Here is an 18,238-nt window from a genome sequence, read left to right as displayed (position 1 = left end):
GGTCCGTACCGAACGTCTACCCGGAAGCGCCGCACCTCAGCGCCGCCCGCCGCCGTGGCTGACATGAGGACGCCACGGACGGGGTAGTGAGCGGGCACCGGCAGTTCTCACGGCGAAGTGGGAGGGCGGACGATGCGACGACGGAACGGCGACCGTTCCGCGGTCCGGAGGGGTCTGGCCGCCCTGGCCGCCCTGGTGGTGGCCGCCGCGCTCGCCACGGGCTGCTCCAGCGACTCCGGCGGGAAGCGCGCCCGGGAGCGGGCCGAGCAGGAGGCCGCGGCCGGGCGCGCGGACACGCCGCGCATCACGGTCGCCCTCATCACCCACGGCGCCCCCGGCGACACCTTCTGGGACATCGTGCGCAAGGGCGCCGAGCAGGCCGCCGCCAAGGACAACGCGGACCTCGTCTACGCCGGCGACCCCTCGCCCGCCGAACAGTCCGCGCTCATCGACAACGCCGTCGACCAGGACGTCGACGGCATCGCCCTCACCATGGCCGACCCGGAGGCCGTCAGCGGCGCCATAGCCCGCGCCCGGGAGGCGGGCATCCCCGTCGTCGGGCTCAACTCCGGGCTCGACGCGTGGCGCGACGCCGGGCTGCTGTCCTACTTCGGCCAGGACGAGGCCCTCACCGGCCGCGCCTTCGGCGACCGGCTGAACGACGAGGGCGGCCGGCACGGCGTCTGCGTCGTCCACGAGCAGGGCAACGTCTCCCAGGAGCAGCGCTGCGGCGGCGTCGCCGAGACCTTCGACGGCGACCTGGAGACGCTCTACGTGGACGGCACGGACATGCCCGCCGTGCGCTCCACGATCCAGGCGAAGCTCCAGCAGGACCCGTCGATCGACTGGGTAGTGGCGCTCGGGGCGCCGTTCGCGCTGGCCGCCGTCGGGTCCGTGACGGACGCGGGCAGCGACGCGCGGATCGCCACCTTCGACCTCAACCCCGAGCTGGTCACCGCCATCGAGGACGGCGACATCGCGTTCGCCGTCGACCAGCAGCCCTACCTCCAGGGCTACCTCGCGATCGACGCGCTGTGGCTGTACGTCTTCAACGGCAACATCAGCGGCGGCGGCGCGGAACCCGTCCTCACCGGCCCGGCGTTCATCGACGAGGAGAACGTCGACACGGTCGCCGACCACGCCAGGAACGGCACACGGTGACGGCCCCCGCAGCGGCCCGGCCGGCCGCGCGCAGGCCGTTCGCCCGCCGGCTGCTGGCCCGCCCCGAGACCGGCGCCCTCGCCGGGGCGGTCGCCGTCTACCTCCTCTTCTGGGCCGTCGCGCCGCCCTTCAGGAAGCTCGACTCCCTCGCGACCGTCCTCTACCAGTCCTCCACCCTCGGCATCATGGCGGTGGCGGTCGCCCTGCTGATGATCGGCGGCGAGTTCGACCTGTCGGCCGGCGTCGCCGTCACCACCTCCGCGCTGACCGCGAGCATGGTGGCGTTCCAGTTCACGCTGAACGTGTGGTCCGGCGTGCTGGCCGCCCTCGTGCTGTCCCTCGCGATCGGCGCGCTCAACGGCGTCCTCCTCGTGCGGACGCGGCTGCCCAGCTTCCTCGTCACGCTCGCCACCTTCCTCATGCTCCAGGGCCTCAACCTCGCCGTCACCAAGGCCGTCACCGGCAACGTCGCCACCGACTCCATCCGCGACATGGACGGCTTCGAGCAGGCGGAGGCGCTCTTCTCGTCGTCGTTCTCGATCGCCGGCACCGAGCTGCGCGTCACCGTCCTGTGGTGGCTCGGCTTCGCCGCCCTCGCCACCTGGGTGCTGCTGCGCACGCGGTACGGGTCGTGGGTCCTCGCGACGGGCGGCGACGCGGCGAGCGCGCGGGCGGCCGGGGTGCCGGTGACGTTCGTGCGGATCAGCCTGTTCATGACGGTCGGGTTCGCCGCCTGGTTCGCCGGGATGCACCACCTGTTCGCGTTCAACACCGTGCAGTCCGGCGGCGGCGTGGGCAACGAGCTGCGGTACATCGCGGCCGCCGTCATCGGCGGCTGCCTCCTCACCGGCGGCTTCGGCTCCGTCCCGGGCGCGGTCGTCGGCGCCTTCCTCTTCGGGATGGTGTCGCAGGGCATCGTCTACGCCGACTGGGAGCCCGACTGGTTCGCGTTCTTCCTCGGCGCGATGCTCCTGCTCGCCGTCCTCCTCAACCTGTGGGTCAGGCAGCAGGCCACCCGGAGGCGATCCCCATGACAGCGCCCACCACCGGCCGCCCGGGACCCGCAGCGAGCCCCGGCGACCCGATCGTCTCGCTCACCGGCGTCGGCGCCTCGTACGGCCCCGTCCGCGCCCTGCGCGGCGTGGACCTCACCGTCAGGGCCGGGCGGGTGAGCTGCGTGCTCGGCGACAACGGCGCCGGAAAGTCCACCCTCATCCGCATCGTCTCCGGGCTGCTGCGGCACACCGAGGGCGAGTACCGGATCGACGGCACCCCCGTGCGCCTGTCGTCGCCCCGCCAGGCCATGGACCGGGGCATCGCCACCGTCCACCAGGACCTCGCGACGCTGCCGCTGATGCCCGTGTGGCGCAACTTCTTCCTCGGCCGCGAGCCGACCCGCGGACGCTGGCCGGTCCAGTGGCTCGACATCCCGCGCATGAAGCGCGTCGCCGACGCCGAACTGCGGGCCATGGGCATCGTGATCGACGACCTGGACCAGCCCGTCGGATCGCTCTCCGGCGGCCAGCGGCAGTGCCTCGCGATCGCGCGCGCCGTGCACTTCGGGGCGCGCGTCCTCGTCCTCGACGAGCCGACGGCCGCGCTCGGCGTACGGCAGTCCGGCGTCGTCCTGCGGTACGTCGCCGCCGCGCGGGAGCGGGGCCTCGGCGTCGTCCTCGTCACCCACAACCCGCACCACGCCCACCTCGTCGGGGACCACTTCACCGTCCTGCGCCTCGGTACCGTCGAGCTGAGCGCCGCGCGCGACGCGGTGACCCTGCCCGACCTGACCGACCACATGGCGGGCGGCGCCGACCTCGACGCGCTGCGCGCCGAACTCGGCGACACCCCACGCACCACCAGGGAGAGCGAGTCATGACGAGCGGCACCGCCCTCGACCGCATCCGCGTCGGCTCGGCGCCCGACTCCTGGGGCGTCTGGTTCCCCGACGACCCCGCGCAGGTGCCCTGGCAGCGCTTCCTCGACGAGGTCGCCACCGCCGGCTACCACTGGATCGAACTCGGCCCCTACGGCTACCTGCCCACGGACGCCGCCCGCCTGGCCGACGAACTCGCCCGCCGCGACCTCGCGGTCTCGGCCGGCACCGTGTTCACCGCCCTGCACCGCGGCCCTTCCGTCTGGGACGCCACCTGGGAGCACGTCGCGCGGGTCGCCCGCCTCACCCGGGCCATGGGCGCCGGACACCTCGTCGTCATCCCCGAGTTCTGGCGCGACCAGGTGACCGGCGCGCCCATCGAGCCGGCGCGCCTCACCGCCGCGCAGACCGCCGACCTCGCCGCCGGCACCGAGCGCCTCGGCCGTGCCGTGCGGGACGAGTTCGGGCTGCGGATCGTCGTCCACCCGCACGCCGACACGCACCTCGACGACACGGCGGCCGTCACCCGCCTCCTCGACGCGACCGACCCGGCCGCCGTCAGCCTCTGCCTGGACACCGGCCACTGGGCGTACTGCGGCGGGGACAGCCTGGAGCTGCTGCGGACGTTCGGCGAGCGCGTCGGCTACCTGCACCTGAAGCAGGTCGATCCCGCCGTCCTCGCGGAGGTGCGGGCGGAGGGTCTGCCGTTCGGCCCGGCCGTGCGGCGCGGCGTCTTCAGCGAGCCGCCGGCCGGTGTGCCGGACCTGCCGCCGGTGCTGGCCGCGGCGCAGGACCTCGGCGTCGAGCTGTTCGCCATCGTCGAGCAGGACATGTACCCGTGCCTGCCGCACGAGCCGCTGCCGATCGCGGGCAGGACCCGCCGGTTCCTCGCCGCCTGCGGCGCGTAGCCTCGGCCGTACGCCGCAGCGCGCGCCCGTACCACCGCACCGCCCGCACCACCGCACCACGCAAGGACCCCGCATGACGCACACCGCCCCCCTCGGCGTCGCCGTGATCGGCACCGGAACGATGGGCGCCGACCATGTGCGCCGCCTCGACCGGGTCGTCAGCGGCGCCCGGGTCGCCGCCGTCGCCGATCCCGACACCGACCGCGCCCGCGCGACCGCGGCGGGGCTCGACGGCTGCACCGTCCACGCCGACCCGCTCGCCGCGATGGCCGCGCCGGGCGTGGAGGCCGTCCTGATCGCCTCGCCCGCGCCGGCGCACGAGGCGGCCCTGCTCCCCGCGCTGGAACGCGGCCTGCCGATCCTGTGCGAGAAGCCGCTCACCCCCGACCCGGCCGCCGCGCTGCGCGTCCTCGCGGCCGAGCAGAAGCTCGGCGCCCGGCGCGTCCAGGTGGGCTTCATGCGCCGCTGGGACAGCGAGTACGTCCAGCTCGCCGCCCTGCTCGCGGACGGCGCCCTCGGCCGCCCCCTGATGCTGCACTGCCGCCACCGCAACGTCGCGGTCCACCCGTACTTCACCGACGAGACGCTGATCAACGACTCGGTGGCGCACGAGTTCGACGCCGCGCGCTGGCTGCTCGGCCAGGAGATCACGGCGGTGCAGGTGTTCCGCCCCGCGCCGAGCCGGCACGCGCCCGAGGGGCTGCGCGACCCGCAGTTCGTCGTGTTCGAGACGGACGCCGGGGCGCTCGTGGACGTCGAGATCTTCGCGGGCAGCGGCTTCGGCTACCAGGTGCAGGCGGAGGCGGTCTGCGAGCGCGGCACCGCGCGCATCGGCGAAGCGCACGGCCTGCTCGTCAACACGGCCGGGCGCTGGGGCGGCCCGGTCGCCCAGGACTACCTGGCCCGCTTCGCCGACGCGTACGACCGCGAGGTGCAGGACTGGGTGGACGCCACCCGGCGCGGCGAGGTGACCGGCCCGAGCGCGTGGGACGGTTACGCGGTCGCCGCCGCCTGCGCCGCCGGGACGGAGGCCCAGCGCACGGGCCGCCGGGTGGCCGTGGACATGATCGAGCGGCCCCGCTTCTACGGCGGCGCCTGAGCCGCGGTGTGTGAACCCGTGCGAACGCCCGTGAACGCGCGTGGCGATCGTGTCACCACTCGCCGGGAATCCTTGTGGGCGCCGGGCCGCGACGGGCACAGTCGTACGCGTCACGGCCGTGTGCCCGAGTGGTTCAGGGGCTCGCCTGCAAAGCGGGTTACGCGGGTTCGATTCCCGCCACGGCCTCCGCGGGGGCCGGTCGGCCGGCGTGCTTGCGCAGCGCCTCGGCGACCGGCCCCTCGCCATCGACCGTCATCCGGCCCGTGGCGAGGGCGTCGGCGGCGCCGAGCGTGCCGTCCGTGAGGGATCTGAGGGTCGCCAGGTCGGCGTGCAGGACGGCGTCCGCCGCATCGGCCGGGCCGGTCCCGTACGCCGGGCGCTCCGGGCCGCCCAGCCACACGTGGAACACCCCCTCGGGCAGCCGCACCTCCACCACGCCCGACTCCTCGCCGGCCAGCGGCGCGAGCCGCCCGCGCAGCGGCACGGCGAACCAGTGCGCCCGCACCGCGTCCACCGGTCTCGGGTCGCCGAGCAGCGGGCCGCCCCACTCGGCGAGCGCCTCGACGACGGGCAGCAGCGCCCGGCCGCGGTCCGTCAGCGCGTAGACGGACGCCGTGCCGGGCGGGGGCAGCCTGCGGCGGGTCAGCACGCCGTCGCGTTCCAGGTCCTTCAGGCGCGTGGCCAGCATGTCGGTGCTGATGCCGGGGAGGTCGGCGTTCAGATCCGTGTAGCGCAGCGGACGGGCCGTCAACTCGCGCACGATCAGGAGCGACCAGCGGTCCCCCACCACGTCGAGGGTGCGGGCGGTGGCGCAGTACTGGTCATAGCTTCGGCGTGGCATGCGGCCAGTCTAGGGAGCAATGGTTGGACTTTCCAAGTCATCACTTGGTAGAACCAAGGACAAGAGGTCGTGTCCAGGGAGGTCGTCGTATGGAATTCCGGCAGTCGAGCAAGCTCACCAACGTGTGCTACGAGATCCGCGGGCCGGTGATCGAGCAGGCCGACGCGCTGGAGAAGGCGGGCCACTCCGTGCTGCGCCTCAACACCGGCAACCCCGCGCTCTTCGGCTTCGAGGCGCCGGACGAGATCCTCCAGGACATCATCAGATCGCTGCCCAGCGCCCACGGCTACACGGACTCCCGCGGCATCCTCCCGGCCCGCCGCGCCGTCGTGCAGCACTACGAGGAGCGCGGCTTCACCGGCCTCGACGTGGACGACGTGTACCTCGGCAACGGCGTCTCCGAACTGATCGCCATGTCCGTCCAGGCCCTCGTCGAGGACGGCGACGAGATCCTGGTGCCCGCGCCCGACTACCCCCTGTGGACCGCCGTCACGACCTTCGCCGGCGGCACGCCCGTCCACTACGTGTGCGACGAGTCCGCCGACTGGTACCCCGACCTCGACGACATGGCTGCCAAGATCACCGACCGGACCCGGGCCGTCGTCATCATCAGCCCCAACAACCCCACCGGCGCCGTCTACCCCCGCGAGATCCTGGAGGGCATCCTCGACCTCGCCCGCCGGCACGGCCTCATGGTCTTCTCCGACGAGATCTACGACAAGATCCTCTACGACGACGCCGAGCACATCAGCCCCGCCACCCTCGCCCCCGACCTGGTCTGCCTGACGTTCGGCGGCCTGTCGAAGGCGTACCGCGTCGCCGGCTTCCGCTCCGGCTGGGTCGTCGTCTCGGGGCCGCGCCAGCACGCCAGGAACTACCTGGAGGGCCTCACCATGCTGGCGTCCATGCGCCTGTGCGCCAACGCGCCCGCCCAGTACGCCATCCAGGCGGCCCTCGGCGGCCGGCAGACGATAAAGGACCTGGTGCTCCCCGGCGGCCGGCTGCGGGAGCAGCGCGACATCGCCTGGCGCAAGCTGAACGAGATCCCCGGCATCTCCTGTGTCAAACCGCGCGGCGCGCTGTACGCGTTCCCCCGCATCGACCTGTCCGTGCACGCGATCCACGACGACGAACGCTTCGTCCTCGACCTGCTGCTGCGCGAGAAGATCCAGGTGGTGCAGGGCACGGGCTTCAACTGGGGCCGCCCCGACCACTTCCGCATCCTCACCCTGCCGCGCGCCGACGACCTGGAGACCGCGATCGGCCGCATCGGCCGTTTCCTCGACGGCTACCGGCAGAGCTGACCCGGCGCCGCCGCACGCCCGGGCCGCGCGCTTTTACGCACCCCCGTCCCGCGGGTAACACCTCCTCGTCGCACGTTCCGTCTCAGCGCACGCGTCTCGATGAGGAGATGGCCGATGGGAGCACGAGCACAGGCACGGGCACGGGCACGACGGCGCCGGGGCGGCGCGCTGGCCGGGGCGGTGGCCCTGGCCCTCGCGGCCACCGCCTGCGGCGGCGGGGACGGTGGCGGGGGCGGCGGCGCGAGCCTCACCATCTCGGCCAACGCGGTCGCCGGCGGCAAGAACGCCGAGGAGGCCGCCTGGATCGAGGACTGGGTGATCCCCGCCTTCGAGGAGCACATGCGCGAGCGGGGCACCGAGGTCGAGGTGTCCTTCGAGTCCAGCGGAGTGGACGACGAGCAGTACAAGACCCGCCTCGCGCTCGACCTCCAGGCCGGCACGGGACCCGACATCATGACGCTGGACGGCATCTGGGTCGGCGAGTTCGCCCAGGCCGGGTACATCGAGCCCCTCGACAACGCGGACTGGGACGGCTGGGAGCAGATACCCGAGGCCGTCCGCGCACTCGCGACGTACGACGGCGACCTGTACGGCATCCCGTGGGGCACGGACGGCCGTGTCCTCTTCTACAACAAGACGCTCTTCGCCGAGGTCGGCCTGCCCGCCGACTGGCAGCCCACCGGCTGGGACGACATCCTCGACGCCGCCCGCGCCCTGGCCGGCCTCGACGGCGTGACCCCGATCCAGCTCAACGCCGGCACCGCCATGGGCGAGGCGACCACCATGCAGGGCGTCCTGCCGCTGCTGGCCGGCACCGGCGCCGAGGTCCACGACGGCAGCGGCTGGACGGGCGCCGACGACGGTCTTGCCGACGTGCTCGGCCTCTACGAGGAGGTGTACGGCGGCGGGCTCGGCGACCCCGTGCTCCAGCAGGAGACGCAGGGCCGCGACAAGTCGTTCGCCCGCTTCGCCGAGGGCGGCGTCGGCATCCTCGTCGAGAGCGACTACTTCTGGCGCAGCGTGCTGTCCCCCGACGGCACCGCGCCGATGGCGGACCGCGACGAGGCCGTCGGCTGGGCCAGGATCCCCGCCCAGCGGCCCGGCGGCGGCGTCGACGGGCAGGACTTCGTCAGCACGTCGGGCGGCAGCGTCCGCGTCGTCAACCCGCACGGCGACGATCCCGGGCTCGCCACCGAGCTGCTGGAGTTCATGAACTCGGCCGAGGCCATCACCGCCGCCGTCGACGGCACGCCCCGCATCACCGCGCGCGACGACGTCAACGCGCGGGTCCTCGCGGACGACCCGATGCTGACGTTCGTCGCCGAGGAGGTCCTGCCCATCACCACCTACCGGCCGCCGCTCGCCGCGTACCCCCAGGTGTCCGTCCTGCTGCAGGAGGCGACGGCCGCCGTCGCGTCCGGCGAGAGCACGGCACGGGAGGCCGCCGACGCCTACGCCGAGGCCGTCGCGGAGATCGACGGTGGCGACTGAGACACCGGGCGACGCGGCAGGGCTCGGGCGCGCCCGCGCGGCGGCCTTCACCGCGCCCGCCCTGCTGCTCGTCGCCGCCTTCCTCGTGCTGCCCGCCCTGTGGACCCTCTACCTCGGCGCCACCGACTACCGCCTCACCGGCCTGGCCGCCGCCGACCCCGAGTTCACCGGCCTGGAGAACGTGCGCCGCGCCCTGGACGAGGACCGCTTCACCCACTCCCTCGGCCTCACCCTCCAGTTCGTCGTCGGCTCGGCCGTCCTCGGCCAGGCGCTGCTCGGCTTCACGATCGCCTGGCTGCTGCGCGACCGCACGGGCCTCCTGCGCCGCCTGGTGGAGGCCCTGGTCCTCCTCGCCTGGATCCTGCCGGGATCGGTCGTCGCGTTCCTGTGGATCGCGCTGCTCGACCGCGACGGCGGCACCCTCAACACGCTGCTCGGCACCGACGGGACGGCCTGGCTCGTCGAGCACCCGATGGCGTCGATCATCGTCTTCAACATCTGGCGCGGCACCGCGTTCTCGATGATGCTGTACGCCGCCGCGATCGGCACGGTCCCGCCGTCCCACCTGGAGACCGCGCGCCTCGCCGGCGCATCGCCCCTCCAGCAGCTCCGCGACGTCGTCCTGCCCCGCATCCGCGGCCACATCCTGACGAACCTCCTGCTCATCAGCCTGTGGACGTTCAACGACTTCACGCCGTTCCTGCTGACGGGCGGTGGCGCGGGCGACGAGGCGGAGATCATGTCGGTCTTCATCTACAAGGCGGCCCTGTTCGACGGCGAACTCGGCTACGGCGCCGCCCTGTCCGTCCTCATGCTGCTGGTCAACCTGGTGATCGCCCTCGTCTACACGCGCCTGCTGCGCGCCCGGGAGAAGGCCGCATGACCACCACACCCGCCGCACCACCCGCCACGGAAGTCCCGCCCGCCGCGGCCGCCCGTTCCGCCGCCCGCGCCGCCGCACGCACCGTGCTGCGCTACACGTTCCTCTGCCTGCTGCTCGCCTTCTTCTCGCTGCCGCTGCTGTGGCTGGCCTTCGCCCCCTTCGACCGCGCGCCCCAGCTCACCACGTCGCTGCCCTCGTTCACCCTCGACAACTTCCGCGAACTCCTCGACAACGAGGCGGCGCTCCGCTCCCTGCGCAACTCCTTGTTCCTCGCCGCCGGCACCGGCGCCCTCACCGTCACGGCGGGGGCGCTCGCCGCCTACGCCCTCAGCCGCGTCCGCATCCCCGGCCGCGACGGACTGCTCTACGCCCTGCTGCTCCTGTCCTCCATCGTCACCGGCACCGTCGCGATGGTCCCCCTGTTCAACCTGGCCCACGAACTCGGCCTGATCGACTCGCAGCTCGGCGTCGTCCTCGTCCTCACCGGCGGGCTGCTGCCGAGCGCCATCTTCATCCTGAAGGACTTCACCGACGCCACCCCCGCCGGCTACGAGGAGTCCGCCCGGGTCTTCGGCGCGACTCCCCTCCAGATCGTCCGGCACATCGTCGTACCGCTCATCAGGCCCGGCCTCGCCACGATCGGCGTCTGGTCCGTCGCCCAGGTCTGGGGCAACTTCCTCGTGCCGTTCCTCCTGCTGCGCTCACCGGAGAAGTCACCGGCCGCCGTCGTCATGTACACCTTCTACACCGAGGGCGGGCAGCCGGACCTCGCGCTGATCTCGACGTTCTCGCTGCTGTACTCGGTGCCGGTCGTCCTGATGTTCCTGTTCGTGTCGTCCCGCTACGGCTTCAGGTTCCACGGAGGGATCAAACGCTGATGGCCGCCATCGACCTCACCGCGCTCACCAAGGACTACCCCGGCGGCGTCCGCGCCCTCGACGGCATCGACCTGACCGTGGAGGACGGGGAGTTCTTCGCCCTCCTCGGCCCCTCGGGCTGCGGCAAGACGACCCTGCTGCGCACGATCGCCGGCCTGGAGGAGGCCACCGGCGGCACGATCGCCATCGGCGGTGACGACGTCACCTGCACACCCCCCGGTGCCCGGGACATCGCCATGGTCTTCCAGGACTACGCCCTCTTCCCCCACATGACGGTCGCCGACAACATCGCCTACCCCCTGCGCATCCGGAAGGTCCCCACCGCGCGGCGGCGCGCCAGGGCGGAAGAGACCGCCGCCGAACTCGGCCTCGCCGACCACCTCGGCAGACGCCCGGGGCAGCTCTCCGGCGGCCAGCAGCAGCGCGTCGCCCTGGCCCGCGCGATGGCCTGCCACCCCCGCGCCTTCCTCCTCGACGAGCCGCTGTCCAACCTCGACGCGCGGCTGCGCCTGGAGGCCCGCACCTTCCTCAAGCGCCTCCAGCGCGAGCTGCGCGTCACCACCGTGTTCGTCACCCACGACCAGGCGGAGGCCCTCGCGCTCGCCGACCGCATCGCCGTCCTGGAGGCCGGGCGGATACGGCAGCTCGGCACGCCGACCGACGTCTTCCGGCGGCCCGCCAACACGTTCACCGCCTCCTTCATCGGCTCCACCCCCATGAACCTGCTGCCCGGCACGGCGGCGCCGGGCGGCGCGCACGTCACGGTCGGCGGCGTCCCGCTGCCCGCGGGACCCGCGCGCGGCGCGCTCGCGGGCGGCGAGGAGGTGGTCTACGGCATCAGGCCCGAGTACCTCGCGCTGCGGTCCGCGCCGTCCCCCGACGGCGGCGCGCTGCCCGGCACCGTCACCGTCGTCGAGAGCCTCGGCGCCACGCAGCTCGTCACCCTCGAAGGCCCGGCGGGAGCCGTGCAGGTCGTGGTGCCCGAGGACGTGCCGGCCGCGCCGGGGGACACGGCGTACGCCGTCCCGCGCTCCGACCGGGTGCTGCTCTACCGGGACGGTGAACTCGTCGCCTGACCCGCCCGCAGGTACGCGCGCCCGCGCGCCGTCAGCACGACCGCCGCGCACACCGCCGAGACGACCGAACCGATGAGGACGCCCGCCTTCACCTCGTCCCGCAGGACGGGCACGTCCTCGAAGGCCAGCTCGGCGACCAGCAGCGCCACGGTGAAGCCGACACCGGCGAGCATCGCGCCGCCGAGGATGTCGGCCCACCGCAGCTCGGGGCTGAGCCGCGCGCCGGTGAACCGTTCCGTCAGCCAGGCGGAGCCGAAGACGCCGAGCGTCTTGCCGACGAACAGGGCGATCACGACACCCAGCGCCTCCGGCTGCCGCACCAGGTCGCCCATCGTGTCGCCGGACACGCTCACCCCCGCGGCGAACAGCGCGAACAGCGGCACCGCGAGCCCCGCCGACAGCGGGTGCAGCAGGCTGCCGATCCGCTCCGCCGGCGCCTCCTTCTCCAGCGGACCCGGCTCGGCGCGCAGCAGCATGCCGATGGCCACGCCGGCGATCGTCGCGTGGACGCCGCTGTGGTACATCAGCACCCAGATCGCCAGGGAGAGCGGCACGTACACGTACCAGCCGGTGACGCCCAGGCGGTGCAGCAGCAGGAACAGGGCGAGACCGGCCACCGCGCCCAGCAGCGCCCACAGGTCGAGCGCGGAGGTGAAGAAGATCGCGATCACCGTGATCGCGATCAGGTCGTCCACGATGGCGAGGGTGAGCAGGAAGGTGCGCAGCGCGGACGGCAGATGACGTCCGACGACGGCGAGCACGCCGAGGGCGAACGCGATGTCCGTCGCCATCGGAACGGCCCAGCCGTCCAGGTCACCGCCGCCGACGCCGGCGACCAGCACGTAGATCAGCGCGGGAACCACCATGCCGCCGACGGCGGCCACGATCGGCAGGACCGCCCGGGCCGGGCGGCGCAGCTCGCCCACGACGAACTCGCGCTTCAGCTCGGTGCCGGCGACGAAGAAGAAGACGGCGAGGAGCCCGTCCGACGCCCAGTGCCCGACCGACAGGTCGAGCCCGAGGAACGGGACGGACAGGTGGTGGTCGCGCACGTCCTCGTAGGTGCCGGCCAGCGGGGAGTTCGCGAGGACGAGGGCCAGCGCCGCCGCGATGAGCAGCAGGAGCCCGCCGGTGACCTCGAGGCGCAGGAACTCGGCGACGCTGCGGCGGTCGCGCTCGTCGTCGGCCGAGGTGCTGTTCTGGCGGGACGGGCGGAGTGTGGGCAGCAATGGGCGGCGGGCCATGGGGGTGTCCCCTTCCGGTCGGCGGTCCGAGCGATCGGGCGATCGCTCACGAAACGCCGCGCGCGCCCGCGCGGCGCTGCCGACCAGACTTCCCGGCACACCTTCGCCGTCACGTCCCGTGACGGGACGGACGGCGCCCGTCCACCCTACCCCGGGACATACCGTACGGGGCGGTACGGACAGCGCGCGCCGCGCGCCTCCGTACCGCCCCGCGGAAGACCGGGATGCGGGCCGGCGTCAGCCGAGCGCGCCCTCCAGACCGGCGTCCGTCTCCTCCAGGGTGTCGGCGGCGGTGATGAGGAACTCGCCCATGCCCTGGAGACCCTCCAGGACCTTCTTCGCACCCTGGGTGAACTCGCGGTACGACTCGTCGAACTTCCGCGAGGAACGGGAGGTGACGTAGCCGTCCGAGACGAGGCCCTCGATGTAGCCCTGGAGCTCCTCCAGCTTGGCGTCCATCTGCTCGTACTCGGACTTCAGGCGCTGCCCCGCGTCCCGCATGTCCTGATAAGTGACTTGCATGTCGCCCATGACGGTTCCCTCCCTCTGCCCGGCGGCGGCCGTTGCGGCCGTCCGCCAATGATCTGCGTCGCGCGGCTGTCGCGGCGGCGGACCCCGGAGTCCCGGCGGTGTCCGTACCGTCAGCCTACGTCCGGGTCCGCGCCGGGGACACCCCGCCCGGGGAATCCGGCCGCACGTGACCCGTTCGTGTAAGCAGGACGCCCGGGGCTCGCCGGCGGTTCCCGCGCTCCCCGGAAAATCCCGCAGTTCGGACCGGATCACACGATCCCCGCCCACCCCTGCCGTCACATGCGCGTCACACCTGACGTCCATGCCGTCTCACCCGCTGTCACCGGAACCGCCGTTGGGCTTATCGTCGTGTTCTGACCGGACGAGCACCCGCGCCGTGACACACAGGAGGAACAGCGTGCGCCTGACCCTGACAGTCGTGGACCCGGTCGGGGGACACAGTGCCGACACCGTGATCGACGCGGAGAACGAGACGCTCGTCGGGGATCTCGCGCCCGAACTGGCCCAGGCCGTCGGCGCCGCCGCGCACGGGTACCCGGCGCAGCCGGGGCAGCCGGGCGGCGTCCCCCTGTACGTGGCCGGCGAGTACGTCGACCCGCGCCTCACCCTCGCCCGGTCGCCCCTGCGCGAGGGGACCGTCGTGAGCCTCCACAACCCGGGGGGCTGCTGGCCGCCCGAGCCCGCCGGCACGGTCGAACTGCGCGTCGTCGGCGGCCCCGCGGCCGGCGCCGTGCACCGCATCGGGGCCGGCCGCGTCGAGATCGGCAACGGCGCCGGGGTCCACATCCACGTCGCGGACGCCACCCTCCCCGAACGCGCCCTCTCCCTGCGGGTCAACCCGGACGGCACCTGCAAGGTCACCGCGTACACGCAGCAGCAGCCCCTGATGGACGGCGAGCCGTTCGTCCACACCGAGGGCGACCGCGCCGACTGGAAACTCGGCAAGCAGCTCGCCGTCGGCGACTCGCTGTTCGAACTCTCCCCGTACTTCCCGCCCGACGCGGCCCTCAAGCCGTCCGAGGACGGCGGCGGCCTCGACTACAACCGGCCGCCCCGCATCCTGCCGCCCGACCGGCAGACCAAGTTCAACCTGCCGAGACCCCCGGGCGAGCGCGAACGCCGCCCGATGCCCTGGCTGATGGCCACCCTCCCGCTGGCCGGCGCCATCGCCATGGCGTCCATCACCGGCCGCTGGATCTTCCTCATGATGGCGTTCCTCAGCCCCGTCATGCTGCTGTCCAACCAGGCCATGGACCGCAAGCGCGGCCGCGTCTCGCACGCCCAGAAGGTCGCGGAGTACAAGGAACGCAAGGTCAGGATCGAGAAGGACGCGCGCGACGCGCTGATCGCGGAACGCTTCGCGCGCCGCCACGCCGCCCCCGACCCGGCCACCGTCCTCACCCAGGCCACCGGCCCCCGTACGCGCCTGTGGGAGCGCCGCCGCACCGACAACGACCACCTGCTCCTGCGCGTCGGCACCGCGCCGATGGACTCCGAGGTCGTCCTCAACGACCCCGAGCAGGACGAGCACAAGCGCCAGGTCGCCTGGCAGATCGCCGACGCCCCCGTCACCCTGCCGCTGCGCAGCCTCGGAGTCATCGGCTACGCGGCGCGCGGCGACGGCTCGCGCGCCCTCGCCCGCTGGTCCCTCGGCCAGATCGCGGCCCTCCACAGCCCCACCGACGTCCAGGTCGTCGTCCTCACCGACGGCACCGGCCAGTACAGCTGGCAGTGGCTGCGCTGGCTCCCGCACGCCAGGCCCGCGTCCGAGCAGGACACCAACGCCCTCGTCGGCACCGACGCCGAGACGATCGGCACGCGCATCGCCGAGCTGACGCAGCTCCTCGACGGCCGCCAGAAGGCGGCGAAGCAGGCCAGGTCGAGCGGTGGCCAGACCTCGTTCAAGGACCCCGACATCGTCGTCGTCTTCGACGGATCGCGCCGCATGCGGTCCCTGCCCGGCGTGATCCGGCTGCTGCGCGAGGGGCCGGCCGTGTCGATCTTCTCGATCTGCCTGGACGAGGAGGAGCGCTTCCTGCCCGGCGAGTGCCAGGCCGTCGTGGTCGCCGAACCCGACCCGAACCGCCCGGCCCGCGACGGCGGCAACCCGCGCAACCCCGTCTACGCCACCGGCTTCCACACCTTCCTCGCCGTGCCCGGCGGCGCCGCCGCGGTCGAGGCGTCCCCCGCCCGGGTCGCCGACCGGCTCCGCGTCGAGCAGGCGGGCGCCTGGCGGCTGCGCGGCGTCCGCCCCGACTGGGTGCAGCCGGAGTGGTGCGAACTCCTGGCCAGGTCCCTCGCGCCCGTCCGCGACATCAGCGGCGAGTCGGAGGACGCGGCCCTGCCGTCGGCCAGCCGCCTCCTCGACGTCATCGAGATGGAGCCGCCCACCGCGGGCGCCGTCGCCGCGCGCTGGCGGATGGGCGGCCAGTCCACCGAGGCCGTCATCGGCGAGAGCTACGACGGCGCGTTCTCGATCGACCTGCGCCGCGACGGCCCGCACGGCCTGATCGCCGGTACGACCGGCTCCGGCAAGTCCGAGCTGCTGCAGACGATCGTCGCCTCCCTCGCCGTGGCCAACACCCCGGAGAACATGACGTTCGTCCTCGTCGACTACAAGGGCGGCTCGGCGTTCAAGGACTGCGTGCAGCTCCCGCACACCGTCGGCATGGTCACCGACCTCGACAACTACCTGGTGGAGCGCGCTCTCGCCTCCCTCGGCGCCGAACTCACCCGCCGCGAGCACATCCTCGCCGGGGTGGGCGCCAAGGACATCGAGGACTACCAGGACCTCGTCCGCCGCAACCCCGGGCAGATCGCCAACATGCCGCGCCTGCTCATCGTCATCGACGAGTTCGCCTCGATGGTCCGCGAACTGCCGGACTTCGTGAAGGGCCTCGTCAACATCGCCCAGCGCGGCCGCTCCCTCGGCATCCACCTGCTGCTGGCGACCCAGCGTCCGAGCGGCGTCGTCTCGCCCGAGATCCGCGCGAACACCAACCTCCGCATCGCCCTGCGCGTGACGGACGGCAGCGAGTCGACCGACGTCATCGACGCGCCCGACGCCGGCTTCATCGCCAAGTCCACGCCGGGCCGCGCGTACGTCCGGCTCGGGCACGCCTCCCTCGTGCCGTTCCAGTCGGGACGGGTCGGCGGGCGCCGGCCCGGCGCCGTGGACCCGGCCGTCTCCCGGCCCTGGTCGGCCCTGCTGGAGTGGAACGACCTCGGCCGCGCCCGGCTGCGCAAGCCCCCGGGCGCCAAGTCCCAGGAGGAGGAGATCACCGACCTCAAGGTCCTGGTGGACGCGGTGATCGAGGCCGACCGCCAGCTCGGGTACGCCAAGCAGCACAGCCCGTGGCTGCCCGCCCTCGACGAGCAGGTCCTGCTGCGCGACCTGGAGCACCCGGCGCCCGCCGGCGCGCTGCCCGCCGCGCCGTTCGGCGTCGAGGACCTGCCCGAGCAGCAGGCCAGGCGGTCGGTGGCGATCGACTTCAAGACGTTCGGCCACATGATCATCGGCGGGTCGCCGCGCAGCGGCCGCTCCCAGACGCTGCGGACCATCGCCGGGTCCCTGGCGTGGATCCACTCGGCGGCCGACGTGCACCTGTACGGCATCGACTGCGGCAACGGCGCGCTCAACGCGCTCAGCAAGCTGCCGAACTGCGGCGCCGTCGTCACCCGCAACCAGGTGGAGCGCGTCCGGCGCCTGATCCGGCGGCTGCGCCAGGAGATGGACCGCCGTCAGGACATGCTGTCGGCCGACGCGCTCGCCGACATCAGCGAGCAGCGCGCCACCGCCGCGCCGGACAAGCGCCTGCCGCACATCGTCGTCCTGCTCGACCGCTGGGAGGGCTGGACCAACACCCTCGGCGAGGTGGACCACGGGGCGCTGACCGACGAGCTGTTCGTCATCTTCCGGGAGGGCGCCAGCGTCGGCATCCACATGATCGTCGCGGGCGACCGCACGGTCCTGACGGGCCGCGTCAGCGCCCTCACGGAGGAGAAGTACGCGCTGCGGCTCGCCGACAAGGGCGACTACACGGGTGTCGGCCTGTCGGCCAGGAAGGTGCCGGACAACGTGCCGGACGGCCGTATGTTCCGCAACCAGGCGGCCACCCAGATCCAGGTCGCCGTCCTGGCCGACGAGCTGTCCGGCCAGGCGCAGGCCGCGGCGCTCGGTGCCATCGGCGACTGGGCGACCGAGCGGGACAAGGGGCTCGCGCGGGTGCGCCGCCCCTTCCGCGTGGACGTGCTGCCGAGCCGCCTGACGTACGCCGACGCGTGGGAGAAGCGCGACCCGGAGGCGTCGGAGTCCCGCCTGTGGGGCCTCGTCGGCGTCGGCGGCGACGAACTGATGGGCTACGGCCCCGACCTCTCGCAGGGCACGCCGGCGTTCATCGTGGCGGGGCAGGCGAAGTCGGGCCGCTCCACGGTGATGTCGATGCTGGCCCGCTCCTACCTGGAGCGCGGCGTGCGGGTCGTCGTCGCGGCGCCCCGGCCGTCGCCGCTGCGCGACCTGGCCGGCAGGGACGGCGTCATCGAGGTCTTCACCGGCGACAACCTGACGGACGAGGAGGTGCGCGAGGCGCTGAGCACCTCGTCCACCGAGCACCCGATCGTCGTGTTCGTGGACGACGCCGAGGACCTGCGGCGCTGCGACGCCGACAACGAGCTGAAGGCCATCCTCACGCAGGGCACCGAGCGGGGTCGCTACCTGGTGCTCGGCGGTGACGAGGGCGACATCTGCGGCGGGTTCTCCGGCTGGCAGGTGGAGGCGAAGAAGGCGCGGCGCGGTGTGCTGCTGTCGCCGGCCTCGCACCGGTCGGGCGAGCTGATCGGCGCGAAGCTGCCGCGCAGCGCGGCGGCGGAGCAGGTGCAGCCGGGCAAGGGCATCCTGCACCTGGGCGACGGGACGCCGTTCACGGTGACGACGCCGGCGCCCTGACGGG

Annotated in this window: 14 protein-coding genes and 1 tRNA gene; 12 read left to right on the top strand and 3 right to left on the bottom strand. The window is 73.3% G+C overall.

What is annotated here, in order from left to right; translation table 11 throughout:
* Window positions 1-132 precede the first annotated feature (132 nt).
* The 6 genes from EMA09_RS09310 to EMA09_RS09285 all read left to right on the top strand — a co-directional run bounded on the left by EMA09_RS09310 (window position 133) and on the right by EMA09_RS09285 (window position 5,227).
* Window positions 133-1,161 (top strand): sugar ABC transporter substrate-binding protein, encoded by a 1,029-nt coding sequence (locus tag EMA09_RS09310; protein ID WP_129840598.1) that lies wholly within the window; start codon window positions 133-135, stop codon window positions 1,159-1,161.
* A complete protein-coding gene (locus EMA09_RS09305; RefSeq protein WP_129840597.1) occupies window positions 1,158-2,195 on the top strand; it encodes an ABC transporter permease in 1,038 nt (345 codons plus the stop codon). Before EMA09_RS09310 ends, EMA09_RS09305 begins: the two co-directional genes overlap by 4 nt.
* On the top strand, window positions 2,192-3,037 hold the full coding sequence (locus EMA09_RS09300) for an ATP-binding cassette domain-containing protein (RefSeq protein ID WP_129840596.1): 846 nt from the start codon (window positions 2,192-2,194) through the stop codon (window positions 3,035-3,037). Before EMA09_RS09305 ends, EMA09_RS09300 begins: the two co-directional genes overlap by 4 nt.
* Window positions 3,034-3,942, top strand: coding sequence for a sugar phosphate isomerase/epimerase (locus EMA09_RS09295; protein ID WP_129840595.1), 909 nt, complete (start codon window positions 3,034-3,036; stop codon window positions 3,940-3,942). The genes EMA09_RS09300 and EMA09_RS09295 overlap by 4 nt, the downstream gene beginning before the upstream one ends.
* Before the next feature lie 73 nt (window positions 3,943-4,015).
* Window positions 4,016-5,041, top strand: a complete 1,026-nt coding sequence (locus EMA09_RS09290; RefSeq protein WP_129840594.1) for a Gfo/Idh/MocA family oxidoreductase — start codon at window positions 4,016-4,018, stop codon at window positions 5,039-5,041.
* 114 nt (window positions 5,042-5,155) lie between these two features.
* Window positions 5,156-5,227, top strand: a tRNA-Cys gene (locus EMA09_RS09285).
* On the opposite strand, the gene EMA09_RS09280 is transcribed toward EMA09_RS09285, so the two are convergent.
* Window positions 5,199-5,882, bottom strand: a complete 684-nt coding sequence (locus EMA09_RS09280; protein ID WP_129840593.1) for a helix-turn-helix domain-containing protein — start codon at window positions 5,880-5,882, stop codon at window positions 5,199-5,201. The genes EMA09_RS09285 and EMA09_RS09280 overlap by 29 nt on opposite strands.
* An 89-nt stretch (window positions 5,883-5,971) precedes the next feature.
* Between EMA09_RS09280 and EMA09_RS09275 the strand changes: the two genes are divergently transcribed.
* The 5 genes from EMA09_RS09275 to EMA09_RS09255 all read left to right on the top strand — a co-directional run bounded on the left by EMA09_RS09275 (window position 5,972) and on the right by EMA09_RS09255 (window position 11,514).
* Window positions 5,972-7,186 (top strand): pyridoxal phosphate-dependent aminotransferase, encoded by a 1,215-nt coding sequence (locus tag EMA09_RS09275; RefSeq protein ID WP_129840592.1) that lies wholly within the window; start codon window positions 5,972-5,974, stop codon window positions 7,184-7,186.
* A gap of 114 nt (window positions 7,187-7,300) precedes the next feature.
* Window positions 7,301-8,677, top strand: a complete 1,377-nt coding sequence (locus tag EMA09_RS09270; protein WP_129840591.1) for an extracellular solute-binding protein — start codon at window positions 7,301-7,303, stop codon at window positions 8,675-8,677.
* A complete protein-coding gene (locus tag EMA09_RS09265) occupies window positions 8,667-9,560 on the top strand; it encodes a sugar ABC transporter permease (RefSeq protein WP_129840590.1) in 894 nt (297 codons plus the stop codon). Before EMA09_RS09270 ends, EMA09_RS09265 begins: the two co-directional genes overlap by 11 nt.
* Window positions 9,557-10,438, top strand: a complete 882-nt coding sequence (locus EMA09_RS09260; protein WP_129840589.1) for a carbohydrate ABC transporter permease — start codon at window positions 9,557-9,559, stop codon at window positions 10,436-10,438. The genes EMA09_RS09265 and EMA09_RS09260 overlap by 4 nt, the downstream gene beginning before the upstream one ends.
* Window positions 10,438-11,514, top strand: a complete 1,077-nt coding sequence (locus EMA09_RS09255; RefSeq protein WP_129840588.1) for an ABC transporter ATP-binding protein — start codon at window positions 10,438-10,440, stop codon at window positions 11,512-11,514. Before EMA09_RS09260 ends, EMA09_RS09255 begins: the two co-directional genes overlap by 1 nt.
* Here EMA09_RS09255 and nhaA read toward each other — a convergent pair.
* On the bottom strand, window positions 11,487-12,758 hold the full coding sequence (gene nhaA, locus EMA09_RS09250) for a Na+/H+ antiporter NhaA (protein WP_129840587.1): 1,272 nt from the start codon (window positions 12,756-12,758) through the stop codon (window positions 11,487-11,489). The two genes, EMA09_RS09255 and nhaA, sit on opposite strands and share 28 nt — an antisense overlap.
* 237 nt (window positions 12,759-12,995) lie before the next feature.
* Window positions 12,996-13,289: a WXG100 family type VII secretion target gene (locus EMA09_RS09245; RefSeq protein WP_129840586.1), complete on the bottom strand. Its 294-nt coding sequence runs from the start codon at window positions 13,287-13,289 to the stop codon at window positions 12,996-12,998.
* Window positions 13,290-13,686: 397 nt separating this feature from the next.
* On the opposite strand from EMA09_RS09245, the gene EMA09_RS09240 reads away from it, so the two are divergent.
* Window positions 13,687-18,234: an FtsK/SpoIIIE domain-containing protein gene (locus EMA09_RS09240; protein WP_129840585.1), complete on the top strand. Its 4,548-nt coding sequence runs from the start codon at window positions 13,687-13,689 to the stop codon at window positions 18,232-18,234.
* Window positions 18,235-18,238 lie beyond the last annotated feature (4 nt).

The organism is Streptomyces sp. RFCAC02 (assembly GCF_004193175.1).
In the GTDB taxonomy this organism is placed as follows: domain Bacteria; phylum Actinomycetota; class Actinomycetes; order Streptomycetales; family Streptomycetaceae; genus Streptomyces.
This window is presented reverse-complemented; position numbering and strand designations above follow the sequence as displayed.